Origin of the sequence: Halomonas sp. DP8Y7-3 (genome assembly GCF_019801675.1) — a bacterium.
GTDB classification, from domain to species: domain Bacteria; phylum Pseudomonadota; class Gammaproteobacteria; order Pseudomonadales; family Halomonadaceae; genus Halomonas; species Halomonas litopenaei_A.
In genome coordinates this window covers 349587-364196 of sequence record NZ_JAHVIO010000014.1, presented here as the reverse complement: position 1 = coordinate 364196, position 14610 = coordinate 349587, and the positions used below count along the sequence as shown (strand labels likewise).

Here is a 14610-nt window from a genome sequence, read left to right as displayed (position 1 = left end):
CTATCGCTCATGTCCTTGAACGACCTCCGGAGCGTTGGCCACATACTGCCGGATCAGCTGCTGCGCAGGTCAGCAAGCAGGGTTTCCAGCTTGCGCTGATCGGCCATGAACTTGCGAATGCCCTCTGCCAGTTTTTCGGTGGCCATGGCGTCCTCGTTCATTGCCCAGCGGAAGTCGGCCTCGGACTGAGGTTCCGGCGGGCGGGTCTCGGCGTCACTGGCGGTCAGTCGACGAGGCAGGTCGCCTGATGCACTCTGCAGTTCTTCCAGCAGGTTGGGCGAGATCGTGAGGCGGTCACAGCCTGCCAGCGCCTTGACCTCATCGGTATTGCGGAAGCTGGCACCCATCACGATGGTGGAGTAGCCGTGCCCCTTGTAGTGGTCATAGATGCGCTTCACCGACTGAACGCCAGGATCGTTGTCGCCGGAGAAGTCGGCGTCGGGCTGCTGCGCCTTGTGCCAGTCCAGAATGCGGCCGACGAAGGGGGATATCAGGGTGACACCGGCGTCGGCGCAGGCTTGAGCCTGAGCGAAGCTGAACAGCAGGGTCAGGTTGGTTCGAATGCCTTCGCGCTCGAGTACCTTGGCGGCACGAATGCCTTCCCAGGTCGATGCTACCTTGATCAAGATGCGCTCGGCGCCGACACCGTGGCGGCCATAGCGTTCGATCAGAGAGTGAGCGCGCGCCAGGGTCGCATCGGTGTCGAACGACAGCCGTGCGCTGACCTCGGTAGACACATAACCGGGTACCAGCTCACTGATTTCACTGCCGATTTCGACCGCCACCGCATCCAGGGCGTCGTCAATGTCGTTGGCTTCCTTGGCAATCGCGGCCAGACGTGCGCGTCGGTCGTCGTGGCCGGCGGCCTGCAGGATGAGCGAAGGGTTGGTGGTGGCGTCGGTGGGCTGGAAGCGACGGATGGCGTCCAGGTCCCCGGTGTCAGCGACCACGGTGGTCATCGCTTTCAGTTGATCGAGCAGATTATCTGCCATGCAGCTCTTCTCCAATGTCAGAAGGTGTCGGTGGGCTGGGGTTACTGTATCAAGCGGAGGAGATTGACAACAGCCGCGAGCGCTGCCGAGCGCGAGGGAGTGAGGCCGTCGGCACATGGCCTGGCCCTGGTGCGACCCACCGGTCGTCGCTGCGGCATATGGGTTGTCCTGTCATCTATCATCGTCTGGCGACGGCGAAACGCCTCGTCGTCTAGACGTCTTTCTATTGTCATGGAGTGTCCGTGTCTTTGAATGCTCGACGAGTGGCGCTGCTGGTCGCCGCCAATACTGCACTTGCCCCCTTTGCGATCGATGCGTATCTGCCCGCCATGCCGGCGCTTGCAGAGACGGTCGGGGCCAGCGTTCACCATACCGAGCTGTCACTCAGCGTTTTCATGGTGGGCTTTGCCGTAGGTCAGCTGACCTGTGGGCCCCTGTCGGATCGGATCGGGCGAAAGCCGGTCTTGCTGGCAGGGCAGATCCTGTTTCTTATTGCCAGTCTGGTGATTGTCAGCGTCGATTCGCTGACCGAACTGCTGGTGTGGCGGTTCGTCCAGGCGCTGGGGGGAGGGGCGTGTGTGGTCAATTCCGCGGCGATCGTGCGGGATTGCTTCAGTGGCCGCGAAGCCGCCAAGGTGATGTCGACCATGGCCATGATTCTGATGCTGGCGCCTCTGGTAGCGCCCATGGTCGGCAGTCTGCTGTTGTATGTGGCGGACTGGTGGCTGATCTTTGTCTTCCTGGCCGTCTATGCCGCCTTCCTGATGTGGCTGTTGGGTGCCTTTCTGCCAGAGACTCGCCCAGTGGACGCGCCGGTGGCATCGCCACGGCAGGTGCTGCGCAACTATCTCAGTGTGCTGATCGATCGTCGGGCCATGGGCTACATCCTTGCTGTCGCGGCATCCTTTGCGGGAATCTTCGCCTTTGTGACGTCGTCGCCCTTCCTGTACATGGAACACTATGGGCTGTCGCCGGCAGCCTACCCCTTTGTGTTTGGAGCGAATGTCGTGATCATGGCGCTGTCGAATCGCGTCAATATCCGGCTGCTGCGCAGGCGCACCCCACAGCAGAATCTACGGCTGGGCCTGGCGATTCAGCTGGTCGCGGCCTGCGGCTTGATGGCCTTGGTCGCCACCGGGCTGGATTCGATCTACACGGTCGTGCCGCTGGTGATGACCTTTCTTGGGGTGGTCGGCCTTATTTCCCCCAACGCCATCTCCTCGCTGCTGGAGCGTTTCAGTCATATGAGTGCCACGGCCACGGCGCTGCTGGGCAGCATCCAGTTCAGCAGCGCCGCACTGTCCGGTGCCTTGGTCACGGCCTTTGAAATCGACTCGGCCTGGCCGATGGTCATCGCCATGGTCACGGTCGCCTTGATCGGGAATGTGGGGCTGCGTGTGCTGGCGGGACGGCCCCCCAAGCTCGATGAGGTGGTGTCGTGATCGATGCAGCATGGAGCTGCCTGCTGCAGTGGTGGGCGCTCAGTGAACTGACCTTTGGTACCTGGCTGTGGGTCGGCGGGGTGCTGGCACTCGGGTGTTTCGTACAGCGCACCACCGGGTTTGGCATGGCGGTGGTCGGGGCGCCACTGATACTGCTGAAGGCTCCCGCCATGGTGCCGGTGGTGCTGGTGGTCTACGGCTTTCTGGTGTCGTGCCTGGTGGTCAGGCGCTATCGTCGCGAAGTGGCGATGGGCGACATCTCCATGGCGCTGGTCGGCAAGGTGCCGGGCACCTTGCTGGGGGTGTGGTTGCTGTTGATCGCTCCCATGGCAACCCTTGAAGTCATGATCGCCGCCATCGTGCTGTTCGCCGTGCTGGTCACCCTGTTCAAGCTACGCCTGCCGGTCAACCGCAGCTCGCTGTTCGGTGCGGGATTTCTCTCGGGAATCTTTGGCGCCGTCGCGGCGATCGGAGGTCCTCCCATCGTCCTTTTGATGCATGGCATGCCGATGGATCGGTTGAGGGGCAACTTGGCGGCCTTCTTCCTGATATCGTCGCTGATGACGCTGGCAAGCCTTGCCGCCGTGGGCAAGGTGCCGCTGTGGTTGCTGGCGGTCAGCCTGAGCTTTCTGCCGATGGTGTTGGTGGGCCATGGGCTGGGGGCCGCGCTGGCGCCACGACTGCCGAGACGGCTGTTGCAAGGGGCATCCTTGACCCTATGCGCTGCGGCGGCGATTGGACTGCTGCTGAGCTGACCCCCTCTGTTCGCGCCGGCGACAACGCCGCCCGCTGCCGCAAGGCAGCGGGCGGCGTTTTTGTGGGGGAGGGCGGGGAAGTGTGGCGACCGGTGTCTCGGGAGTCGAAGGGAAATGTCAGCCGTTGGGACACGCCTGTCAGGTATTGCGTGGTAGGGCATATTGCGTTTCGAGGTGAGCTGTCATGAAGCTGTCATTTTTCTGCGGCATTGTGTGCATCGCGAAGGTTGACCATCTCATCATCAGGAGACTTCTCCATGAATCGCATCCTCAAGACCACCGCTATCGCTGCTGCCGTCATGGGCGTGGTGGGTGTCGCTCAGGCACGTGACCAGGTCCGCATCGTGGGCTCCAGCACTGTCTATCCGTTCGCCAGCTACGTGGCGGAAGAGTTCGGCGCGACTACCGACTTCCCGACGCCGGTCATCGAATCCACCGGTTCCGGTGGTGGTCTGAAGCTGTTCTGCTCCGGCGTGGGTGACGATACCCCGGATATCACCAACGCCTCGCGTCGCATGAAGACCTCCGAGTTCGAGACCTGTGAAGCCAACGGTGTGACCGACATCACCGAAGCCTTCATCGGCTATGACGGCATCGCCTTCGCCCAGTCCGCCCAGAATGACGCCATGGACGTGACTCGTGAGCAGATGTTCCTGGCCCTGGCCGCCAAGGTGCCGGTCGACGGTGAGCTGGTCGACAACCCCTATACCAAGTGGAGCGAGATCGACCCGTCCCTGCCGGATCGCGAGATCGCCGTCTACGGTCCGCCCACCACCTCCGGTACTCGCGATGCCTTCGCTGAGCTGGTAATGGAAGCGGTCTCCGAGGAAATGGACGCTTACGGTGGTGAGGGCTACACCGACATCCGTGCTGATGGCGCCTTCATCGACGCCGGCGAGAACGACAACCTGATCGTTCAGCGCCTGGCCGAGAACACAGCGGCCTTCGGCATCTTCGGCTACTCCTTCCTGGAAGAGAACGCCGACACCCTGATCGGCTCCAACATCGACGGTGTCGCACCGACCCCCGATGCCATCGGCAGCGGTGAGTACCCGGTGTCGCGCTCGCTGTTCTTCTACATCAAGAACCAGCACGCCGATGACGTGCCGGCCATGTACGAATACGCCAACACCTTCATGAGCGAGCAGATGGTCGGTGACATCGGCTACCTCAAGGGTATTGGCTTGATTCCGGCCCCTGAGGCGGATCGTGCAGAGGCTCGCAGCGTCGTCGAGAGCCAGACTAGCCTCGAGCTGGCCGACCTGAAGTAAGGGACCCGGGTCCCGATCACGCCGGCCGGCATCCTCGACAGGGTGTCGGCCGGTACACGTTCCAGCGAGTATGCGCTCGTTTTGGCACATAACTCCGAGAGACACCCATGCAGACCAATCAACTCCTGGCGATGTTCAGCGGCTCGCTGCTTCTGCTCGGTCTGATCGCCTACTTCCTGGCCCGCGGCAAGGCGGCCAGGGTCCGAGCCTCAGGCACCTCCATGTACGCCCAGCCGGATCAGTACGGCTGGTTCACCGTCATGTCCACGGCGGGTCCGGCTCTGGCGGTAGGCGCTGTCGGTAGCTTTGTCATGCTGCTCGTGGGCGCCGAGATTCCGCCGCTGCTGTTGCTGGCAGGTAGTCTGGTCGTTGCCTGCGCCGGTCTGGTGATCGGTGTCGCCATGGTGCGTCCCGACTTTCACGCGCGTCAGGCGATCGAGCGGGTGATCCGCTTCTTTCTGGCCGGCGCCGCACTGATCTCCATTTTCACGACCCTGGGGATCCTCTTGTCGATCGTCTTCGAGGCGATCCGTTTCTTCCAGATGCAGAGCTTCTGGGACTTCATTACCGGTACGACCTGGAATCCGGGCGCCAGCTTCCTGGCGGCGGCAGGTCGTGCAGAAGAAGGCGCCAGCGCCGCGCAGTTTGGTTCCGTGCCGCTGTTTGCCGGCACCTTCATGATTACCTTCATCGCCATGCTGGTGGCGATTCCCATCGGCCTGCTGGCTGCCATCTACATGGCCGAATATGCGCCGCCCAAGGTGCGTACCTTCGCCAAGCCGGTGCTGGAAGTCCTGGCCGGTATCCCCACGGTGGTGTACGGCTTCTTCGCTGCCATTACGGTGGCGCCGATCATCGTCGGGATCGCTGGCTTCTTCGGTGTAGAGGCGTCGTTCAACAACGCCCTGGCCCCGGGGATCGTCATGGGCATCATGATCATTCCGTTCATTTCCTCGCTGTCGGATGACGTCATCAACTCGGTCCCCAACAGCATGCGCGAAGGATCGCTGGCACTTGGCCTGACCAAGGGCGAAATGATCCGCGATATCGTCGTCCCGGCAGCACTCCCCGGGATCATCTCGGCGTCGTTGCTGGCGGTGTCCCGCGCCCTGGGCGAAACCATGATCGTGGTCATGGCAGCCGGCATGCGCCCGAACCTGACGGCCAACCCCCTCGAGGACATGACGACCGTGACCGTGCGCATCGTGGCCGCGCTGACCGGTGACCAGGAATTCGCCAGTGCCGAGACGCTGTCTGCCTTTGCCCTTGGCCTGGTGCTGTTCGTCGTGACGCTGAGCCTTAACCTGGTGTCGGTGATCATGATTCGTCGCTTCCGCGAAAAGTATCGCGTCAACAACCTGTAAGCCGTGGAGCCCAAGCAATGAGACAATCCTTCGACGACATCAGCGCCCAGCTCCGCGCACGCCACCGCAAGTCGGCTCGGCTGAAGTGGATTTCCATGGGGGCACTTGGCCTGGCGGCACTGTTCCTGGTGCTGTTCTTCGCCGACATGCTGGTCAAGGGGCTGCCCGCCTTCCAGCAGGCCAAGATCCAGGTGGAAGTGGACTATTCCGAGCAGGCGAGCCAGATTCCGCTGGCGGCGGTCAATGAGGACGTTCGACCGCTGGTCAGCCGTGGATACCTGCGCCTGATCCCTGGGCGCATGCGTGACAATCCGGACCTGCTGGGAACGACCCGCATGGAGTGGGTGCTGGCAGATGGCCAGGTGGACCAGTATCTCAAGGGACACCACGCCAGGCTCAGCGACAAGGAGAAGGCGGTGGTCGATCGCTTGAAGGAAGAGGGCCGAGCGGAGCTTCCGTTCAACACGACCTTCTTCACCAGCGGTGACTCCAAGATGCCTGAACTGGCGGGTATCGCCTCTGCGGCCATGGGCACGGTGTTGACCTTGCTGGTCACCCTGGCGGTGGCATTCCCCATCGGCGTCATGACCGCGGTGTACCTGGAAGAATTCGCCCCGGACAACCGCTTTACCCAGTTGATCGAGATCAACATCAACAACCTGGCGGCCATTCCGTCCATCCTGTTTGGCCTGCTGGGCCTGGCCATCTTCATCAACTTCTTTGGCGTGCCACGCTCGTCTCCGGTGATTGGTGGCCTGACCCTGGCATTGATGACACTGCCGGTGATCATCATCGCCACCCGTACCGCTCTGCGCAGCGTGCCAGACTCGATCCGCCACGCCGCCTTTGGCGTGGGATGCTCTCGCTGGCAGATGGTGCGTGACCATGTGCTGCCGCTGGCACTGCCCGGCATCATGACCGGTTCGATCATCGGCCTGGCCCAGGCCATGGGGGAAACGGCGCCGCTGATCATTGTCGGCATGGTGGCGTTCATTCCAGATGTGACCACTTCGTTTACCGACGCAGCGACCGTGCTGCCGGCGCAGATCTTCACCTGGGCGGGTGAGCCGGATCGTGCCTTTATCGAGAAGACGTCGGGCGGCATTCTGGTGCTGCTGGCTGTTCTCATCACGCTCAACGCCACCGCTGTGGTGCTGCGCAAGAAATTCGAGCGGCGCTGGTAAAGCGGCCCCCAAACAGGATACGTTGCCATGAACATGAAAGTTGCCCAGCGCGGAGAGAACGTGATGAAGCAGGATCAGCCCGGCCAGCCGGTCACTCGCAACGACGACGCCAATCATGAGTTGAGCGTTCGGGTGAGAGACCTGGACCTGTGGTACGGCGACTTCCACGCGCTGAAGTCGATCAACATGGATCTCTACCAGAAGAACGTGACGGCGCTGATCGGGCCGTCGGGTTGCGGCAAGTCGACTTTTCTGCGCTGCTTGAACCGCATGAACGACCTGATCCCCAGTGTAAGCATCAAGGGGCTGATCGAAATGGATGGTCGCGACGTGAACGAGTCGAAGATGGACGAAGTCGCCTTGCGTCGCAGGGTCGGCATGGTCTTTCAGAAGCCCAATCCGTTCCCCAAGTCGATCTACGACAACATTGTCTATGCCCCCAAGATGCATGACCTGGTAAGCCGCAAGGCCGATCAGGATGAGCTTGTCGAGCGTGCGCTGCGTGACGCGGGCCTGTGGGAAGAGGTCAAGGACAAGCTGCATCAGCCGGGGACATCGCTGTCCGGTGGACAGCAGCAGCGTCTGTGTATTGCACGGGCGATTGCCGTGCAGCCTGACGTGATTCTTATGGATGAGCCGACGTCGGCACTGGATCCGATCTCTACTGCCACCATCGAAGACTTGATGGATAAGCTGAAGCAGCAGTTCACCATCATCACCGTGACCCATAACATGCAGCAGGCGGCACGCGTGGCGGACTACACCGCGTTCTTCCATCTGGGTGAAGTAGTTGAGTACAACGACACCAAGACCATGTTCTCGACGCCGCATACCAAGAAGGCCGAGGACTACATCACAGGCCGGTACGGCTAGACCAGTGATGATGGCAGCTCTGGCGCACTGACCGATCCCGCGTGAACCCGGGGAGACGTCATCAAGCACAGACAAGCGTCAGCAGACCATGACATCCGTGAGGGAGGCCCAGGGGCCTCCCTCATTGTTTTAGGCGATCATGCCGCAGTGACGCTCTACGCTGTCGTTCTGCGCGGTGATGTCGGTCGGAAGGCATGCACGGTGATGCTCAAGCCATGCGCTACAAGTGAGGCGAGACAGCCACGCCGGTAGAGAAGAGCCTCGCCAGTAGACAGCCATTCCTGTAACCAGCCATGCCCGTCAGGCACCGCCAGTCAGGCAGGTCTGGCGACCCCTCGCATGCACAGCAGACCCAGTAGCGGGCCAGGTAGCAACAGCCACAGCACGGCCACATCCAGGGTCTGCCACAGGCTGGCGCCAAGCCAGATGCCTGGCAGTGTCAGACTGAAGCCGATGGCATTCATCACAGACAGGGTGGCACCAATACGTTCTTTGGGCGCTGCACTCGAGGCCAGTGAAGAAAATTGCGCCGAGTCCGCAATGACGCTGAAGCCCCACAGCATCAGCAGCAGCATGAGCAGGGCCGGGTTGACGTTGGCCAGCAGGGGGTAGAGTAAGCACAGGCTGCCAGAGGTGGCCAAGGCGAGATTGGCCGCCCTGGCACTGCCGTAATGCCGGCTGTAGGCACCGGCGGCAATACAGCCCAGGGCACCCACCGCGATCACCGCAAAGCTGAGCCAGGGGGTCCAGTGGCTGGCCACCGCAAGTCGTGTTACCTCGCGGCTCACCAGCAGTGGCACCAGCATCCAGAAGGCGTAGAGCTCCCAGCAATGACCAAAGTAGCCCCCGGCCACACGCAGGAAGTGGCGGTCACGAAAGGCCGCCAGCCCGTCGCGTAGAGACGCCCGTCCAGAGGTGTGCGGCAGGTGGGGGCCATCCCCCAGCAGGCCGACAGCAAGCCCGCCAAGGACCGCCAGCAAAGACGCCAGCGCCAGGGTCCAGGCCCAGGGAAGGTCAAGGGTCGCACCTCGCAGTAGATGCGGCATGGCCGTGCCCAGGGTCAACATGCCGACCAGCCAGGCCAGCGCTGCGCCGGTGTGCTTTGGGGTCCAGCCGATGACCAGCTTCATGCCCAGCGGGTAGATGCCGGCGAGGCAAAGTCCGGTGGCAAAGCGCAAGGCGACGGCGAGGGCAGGGCTCGAGGCCGCGAGGACGAACGCCAGGTTGATGGCGGCCCCCGCCAGGCTCGAACAGAGAAAGATACGGCTGGCTCGGTGGCGGTCCGCCAGACCAGAGCCAGCGATGACCAAGGTGCCCACGATGAAGCCGAGTTGGACGGCGAGAGTGAGCAGACCGATGTCGGCTTCCTGCAAGCCCAGGTCATCGCGAAGGGATGCGGCAACGCCGTTGACGCTGAACCAGAGCGAGGTGCCACACCACTGGGCCAGTACGATCAGTGGCAGGGCGAGTCGAGAGCGGTCCATCCATGGTTCCTGTGAGGGGAGGCATAGGCCGAAAGCACTTGCGGCGCCTTGGGCCTATGTCGATGAATGACGGGTCACACACATGGGTACGCATGACCGCCTCGTTCTCAGTGAGTGAGGCGGTATCAGTCGATCAGCTCTACCGCGACGGCCGTCGCTTCGCCGCCGCCGATGCACAGGCTGGCGATACCGCGTTTGCCGCCCTTGGTGCGCAGGGCATGGATCAGGGTAGCAATAATCCGCGAGCCGGTAGAGCCCACCGGGTGGCCCTGGGCGCAGGCGCCACCGAAGACGTTGACCTTGTCGTGGGGCAGTCCGAGATCATCCATGGCCATCAGCGTGACCACCGCAAAGGCTTCGTTGATCTCGAACAGGTCAACATCGTCGACCTTCCAGTCAAGCTTCTTCATCAGGCTGTCGATGGCCCCGACCGGGGCGATGGTGAACTCGCTCGGATGACGTGAGTGGGTGCTGTGTCCCACCATGCGAGCCAACGGCACAGCGCCGAGTCGATCGGCCGCTGCCCGAGTCGACAGGATCAGCGCAGAGGCGCCATCGGAGATGGAGCTGGCATTGGCGGCGGTAATGGTGCCGTCCTTGGCAAAGGCCGGTCGCAGGGAGCGGATCTTGTCGAGGCGAGCTTGGAAGGGTTGTTCGTCCTGCTCGACCAGACTATCGCCCTGGCGGCTGGTGATGGTCACCGGAGCCATCTCGGCGATCAGGTGTCCAGCCTTGGTGGCCTGCATGGCGCGCTCAAGGGAGGCGATCGCGAAATCGTCCATGCGTTCCCGGTCATAGCCGCGCTCATTGGCCACGTCCTGGGCAAACCCGCCCATCAGGCGACCGGTCTCGGCGTCCTCGAGCCCATCCAGGAACATGTGATCCTTGAGTTCGCCATGGCCAAGGCGATAGCCGCTGCGCGCCTTCGTCAAGACATGAGGTGCGTTGGACATGGACTCCATGCCTCCGGCCAGCATCACCTCGGCCGTGCCGGCCTTGATCAGGTCGTGGGCCAGCATGGTGGCCTTCATGCCGGAACCACATAGCTTGTTGATCGTGGTGGCGCCGCGCTGATCGGGAATGCCTGCCTGACGCATGGCCTGACGCGCTGGCCCTTGCTTGACGCCCGCCGGCAGAACGCAGCCAAAGATGCCTTCTTCAATGGCGTCGGGGGGAATGGCGGCTCGTTCGATAGCCGCGGCGATCGCGCAGGCGGCCAGTTCTGGTGCGGTCTTGCTGGAAAGAGAACCGAGCATGCCGCCCATGGGCGTGCGGGCGGCGGCAAGAAAGACGATGTCGGTCGGGTGCATGGCGTGCCTCCTGTGACCTTGATGGCCTGGCCCGTTAAGGACCGGCCATGACGGTATTGTGGTTGTTGGCTATCGCGAGCTGGCGCCTGCGGAAGACCTTCAGTGTGGCCCAGCCCGGCGAGATGCGCTTGCAGGTCCCTGGCGTTGACAGGATCAGTCGGCGTTGACCCTGAGGGTGCGCTATGCTTCCCTCATCAAAACCAAGCAAGCGCTAGTGTAACTGTCGATGAATGTAATGAATGACTCGCCTCGCCGCAAGGAGCTGATCCGCCTCGCTGCCCAGCTGTTTGTCCAGGAAGGCTTTGATCGCACGACCGTGCGCATGCTGGCTCAGGAAATGGGTATCAAGTCGGGTAGCCTGTTCCATCACTTCAGGGACAAGCAGGAAATTCTGGCCGCTGTCATCGAAGAGGGGACGCAGAATGCCTTGACGCTGGCTCGCGCGGCCCTCGACGACGCAGGCTCAGACCCCTTGTCTCGGCTGCATGTCATGGCGCGTGCCCATCTGGATACGCTGTTGACCGATCGCAACGCCCACGTCGTCGCGCTCTACGAATGGCGACGTCTGGACGACGCTGCGCGGGATCATCTGACCCACTTGAGGGACGCCTACGAGGGGCTGTGGAACGACGTCATCGACGAGGCCATCGAAGCCGGTCTGGTGGCCGGTGATCGAGCGCTGGTCGCGCGTTTTGTGCTGGGGGCACTGAACTGGACCGTGCGCTGGTACGACCCGGACGGTCCGCGCAGCCCAGAGCAACTGGCCGATGAATTGGTCAATATGCTGACCCGCCGGACCTGAGCGTCACCTTTCCAGCGTCCTGGGGGCGCTATCCCGGGGTAGGGGGCTCAGGCGAAAGGCTCCCCTTCCAGTGATCCCCACTCAATGAGTTCATCTCATTGGTCCTCACTCCGTGAGCTCCTCTCAATGAGCGCCTCTGGGTGACTCCCTTCTGTTCACTCGCATTGCCTTTGCTCATCTCCCCTCTTTCGTTGGCATGAGTTTCCCCCTGAATCCTGTCTGCAGCGGCGCTGATATCCTGGCGGCGGTGTCAGGCTAGACGATGGTCTATCCCGGTTGTGCTTGTCACTCCTGTACGAAGGATCTAGTTTTCACCCTAGCGCTTGCTAGGTTTACGCTTACGTCAACGGAATGCTTGGGCCAGGGCAGCGCTCCCCAACAATCACAATGTAAGAGGCACGTCATGAGCCATGCCACACTCCCATCGGCCGAGTCCTATCGCGAGACGTTTGATATACAGCAGGTGATTGACCGCTTGGACGATCATGGTGACGGCTGCCTCAACGCTTACTATGCCTGCTGTGGGCGTCATGTAGCGCAGGGCCGTGGCGAGGTGCTGGCGTTGGTGCACGAAGCACCGGATGGGGCCGTTACACGCCTGAGCTATCGCGAACTGGATAGCCTGAGCGCACGTCTCGCCGCGTGGATGTCGGCCCAGGGGCTGGCAGCAGGGGACCGTATCGCCTGCATGCTGCCGCGCTCGCCCCAGCTGTTGATCGCAGTATTGGCGAGCTGGCGGCTGGGGGCCGTGTATCAGCCATTGTTTACGGCATTTGGCCCGGATGCCGTCGACTACCGTCTTGGGCGAGCCGATACCAAGCTGGTCATCACCGATGGCGCCAATCGTCACAAGTTTGACGGTCTGGCGTCCTGTCCCTCGGTGCTGGCGCTGGGTGGCGCCAGCGAGGCGCATCCGCAGGATCTCGACTGGGATCACGCCCTGTCCAGTGAGCCATCGTCGGCTACGCCACCGCGCCTTGGCCCTGAGCAGCCGTTCCTGCAGATGTTTACGTCAGGCACGGTCGGCAAGCCCAAGGGGGTTGCCGTGCCGCTCTCCGCGATGCCCGCCTTTGCGCTATATATGGAGCTGGCCGTCGACCTGCGTGGGGAGGATCGCTTCTGGAATATGGCAGATCCCGGCTGGGCCTATGGCCTCTATTACGCGATCACCGGACCCTTGCTGTTGGGCGTGACCACGCATTTTTGCGAGGCCGGCTTCAGTGCCGAAGGCGCACTGGCCTTCATGCAGCGCCATGACATCACCAACTTTGCCGCCGCTCCTACCGCCTATCGTTTGATGAAAGCGTCCGGGCTCTTTGATCAGGCACACGAGACACTGTCGTTGCGGGCGGCAAGTTCCGCTGGGGAGCCGCTGAATACCGAAGTGGTCAACTGGGTTGAAAGGGCGCTGGGCTGCGCGGTGATGGATCACTATGGCCAGACCGAAACGGGCATGACCTGCAACAACCATCATCGTCTCGACCATCCCAAGCATGTCGGCGGCATGGGCGTGCCAATGCCGGGCTACCGCCTGGTGATTCTTGATGCGGAATATAACGAGCTGCCGCCGGGTGAGCCCGGTGTGCTTGCCGTCGACGTGGCGAGGTCGCCGGCGCATTTCTTTCCCGGCTATACCTGGCAGGAAAAGCATCCGTTTGCCGAGGGCTACTATTTGACGGGAGATGTGGTCATCCGCAATGACGACGGCAGTTTTCAGTTTGCCGGCAGAGATGACGACATCATCACTACCGCAGGTTATCGGGTAGGCCCGACCGATGTGGAAAACTCGGTATTGACCCATCCTGCCGTGGCGGAGTCGGCTGCGGTGGGGCAACCCGATGACATTCGTGGGGAAATTATCAAGTCCTACGTGGTGCTACGGGAGGGCTTCGAGGCCAGTGATGAGCTTGCCGAGGATATCCGCCAGCAGGTCAGAGAGCGCCTGTCGACCCACGCCTTTCCAAGGGTGATCGAGTTTGTCGATGAACTACCCAAGACCCCCAGCGGCAAGATTCAGCGCTTCAAGTTGAGGGCCGATGCTGCCGCCAAGGCGTGACGCCTGGCGCCATCTTCTGACGCCCCGAGGGAGCCCTCGGGGCGTGTGTTGTCAAGCACGTCTGGTAAAGAGAGAGAACACTTCATGGATATCAACGATGCCACCTTTGTGATCACTGGCGCTGGCTCCGGGCTTGGTGCTGCCTGTGCCAAGAGACTGGTGGCAGCCGGAGCCCAGGTGGTGCTGTGCGACCTCAGTGACAAGATCGACCAGCAGGCCAAGGACCTGGGTGAGGGTGCTATCGCCATGCACGCCGACGTCACCTCAGCAGACGACATGCAGGCGGTGTTCGATGCGGCACGTCAGCATGGCGAGCGCGAGGGGGTCGACGGCGTGATCCACTGCGCCGGCGTGGTCAGCGTGGCCAAGCTGGTGGATCGCCATGGCCATCCTGCCGACCTGGAGGCCTATGCCCGGACCATCCAGATCAATCTTGTGGGGACCTTCAACGTGATGCGCCTGGCCGCGGCGACGATGGTACACAACAGCCCGGGTCAGGACGGTGAGCGGGGTGTCATTATCAATACCGCGTCCGTGGCCGCTTTTGACGGCCAGGTAGGGCAGTGTGCCTACAGTGCGTCCAAGGCAGGGGTGGTCGGCATGAGTCTGCCCGCCGCCAGGGAATTGTCACGCCATGGGGTGCGGGTAATGGCGATTGCCCCAGGGGTATTCGAGACGCCGATGATGGCCGATATCCCTGAGGACGCCGTCGCAGCGCTGTCGCAAGCCGTGCCCTTTCCCAAGCGGCTGGGCAAGCCGGATGAGTTCGCCCGGCTGGCCGAGCAGATCATTACCAACAGCATGCTCAATGGCGAGGTCATTCGCCTGGATGGCGGTATTCGCATGCAGTAATGCGCAGTGTGCCGGCGAGGCGCACGCGACGGCCGTCTCGTCGGCTGTCACCCACAGGGTGATGGCATAGCGTCAGTGACCAAGATGCCTGTGGTGCCAGTACGACTGACGACAGGACGGGTGATCAAGGCATGGCTGACCATGGTGCCAGGGACGATCGTGCCATCGACACTCAGTGTCTCTGGGACGCCATGAGTTCAAACGAACGCTTGACTTGTGGTCGGC

The 14610-nt window shown here is 62.3% G+C and carries 12 protein-coding genes; 9 read left to right on the top strand and 3 right to left on the bottom strand.

Going from position 1 to position 14610, the window contains the following annotated elements; genetic code table 11:
* Positions 1-53: 53 nt before the first annotated feature.
* Positions 54-992: a transaldolase gene (gene tal / locus KUV86_RS16185; RefSeq protein WP_206937116.1), complete on the bottom strand. Its 939-nt coding sequence runs from the start codon at positions 990-992 to the stop codon at positions 54-56.
* Positions 993-1234: 242 nt separating this feature from the next.
* Here tal and KUV86_RS16180 point away from each other — a divergent pair, with 242 nt between their 5' ends.
* The 6 genes from KUV86_RS16180 (at position 1235) to pstB (ending at position 7881) form a co-directional block, all read left to right on the top strand.
* A complete protein-coding gene (locus tag KUV86_RS16180; RefSeq protein WP_206937119.1) occupies positions 1235-2434 on the top strand; it encodes a Bcr/CflA family multidrug efflux MFS transporter in 1200 nt (399 codons plus the stop codon).
* Positions 2431-3189, top strand: coding sequence for a sulfite exporter TauE/SafE family protein (locus KUV86_RS16175; protein WP_315899959.1), 759 nt, complete (start codon positions 2431-2433; stop codon positions 3187-3189). The genes KUV86_RS16180 and KUV86_RS16175 overlap by 4 nt, the downstream gene beginning before the upstream one ends.
* Positions 3190-3446: 257 nt before the next feature.
* Positions 3447-4460: a PstS family phosphate ABC transporter substrate-binding protein gene (locus tag KUV86_RS16170; RefSeq protein WP_206937121.1), complete on the top strand. Its 1014-nt coding sequence runs from the start codon at positions 3447-3449 to the stop codon at positions 4458-4460.
* Between the two features lie 107 nt (positions 4461-4567).
* Positions 4568-5824, top strand: a complete 1257-nt coding sequence (pstC, locus tag KUV86_RS16165; protein ID WP_206937123.1) for a phosphate ABC transporter permease subunit PstC — start codon at positions 4568-4570, stop codon at positions 5822-5824.
* Between the two features lie 17 nt (positions 5825-5841).
* Positions 5842-7008 carry a phosphate ABC transporter permease PstA gene (gene pstA, locus KUV86_RS16160; RefSeq protein WP_206937125.1) on the top strand — a complete coding sequence of 389 codons (1167 nt, stop codon included), beginning with the start codon at positions 5842-5844 and terminating at the stop codon, positions 7006-7008.
* Between the two features lie 63 nt (positions 7009-7071).
* Positions 7072-7881, top strand: coding sequence for a phosphate ABC transporter ATP-binding protein PstB (gene pstB / locus KUV86_RS16155; protein WP_206939114.1), 810 nt, complete (start codon positions 7072-7074; stop codon positions 7879-7881).
* Positions 7882-8195: 314 nt separating this feature from the next.
* On the opposite strand, the gene KUV86_RS16150 is transcribed toward pstB, so the two are convergent.
* Positions 8196-9365, bottom strand: coding sequence for an MFS transporter (locus tag KUV86_RS16150; RefSeq protein ID WP_206937128.1), 1170 nt, complete (start codon positions 9363-9365; stop codon positions 8196-8198).
* Between the two features lie 125 nt (positions 9366-9490).
* On the bottom strand, positions 9491-10675 hold the full coding sequence (locus KUV86_RS16145) for an acetyl-CoA C-acyltransferase (RefSeq protein WP_222238116.1): 1185 nt from the start codon (positions 10673-10675) through the stop codon (positions 9491-9493).
* Positions 10676-10910: 235 nt separating this feature from the next.
* On the opposite strand from KUV86_RS16145, the gene KUV86_RS16140 reads away from it, so the two are divergent.
* The 3 genes from KUV86_RS16140 to KUV86_RS16130 all read left to right on the top strand — a co-directional run bounded on the left by KUV86_RS16140 (position 10911) and on the right by KUV86_RS16130 (position 14385).
* Entirely contained in the window at positions 10911-11477 is a 567-nt protein-coding gene (locus KUV86_RS16140) for a TetR/AcrR family transcriptional regulator (RefSeq protein WP_222485577.1), read from the top strand.
* A gap of 403 nt (positions 11478-11880) precedes the next feature.
* Positions 11881-13533 carry an AMP-binding protein gene (locus KUV86_RS16135; RefSeq protein WP_222485575.1) on the top strand — a complete coding sequence of 551 codons (1653 nt, stop codon included), beginning with the start codon at positions 11881-11883 and terminating at the stop codon, positions 13531-13533.
* Between the two features lie 84 nt (positions 13534-13617).
* The gene (locus tag KUV86_RS16130) at positions 13618-14385 is read left to right on the top strand and encodes an SDR family NAD(P)-dependent oxidoreductase (RefSeq protein WP_222485573.1); all 768 of its coding nucleotides are present in this window, start codon (positions 13618-13620) and stop codon (positions 14383-14385) included.
* Positions 14386-14610 lie beyond the last annotated feature (225 nt).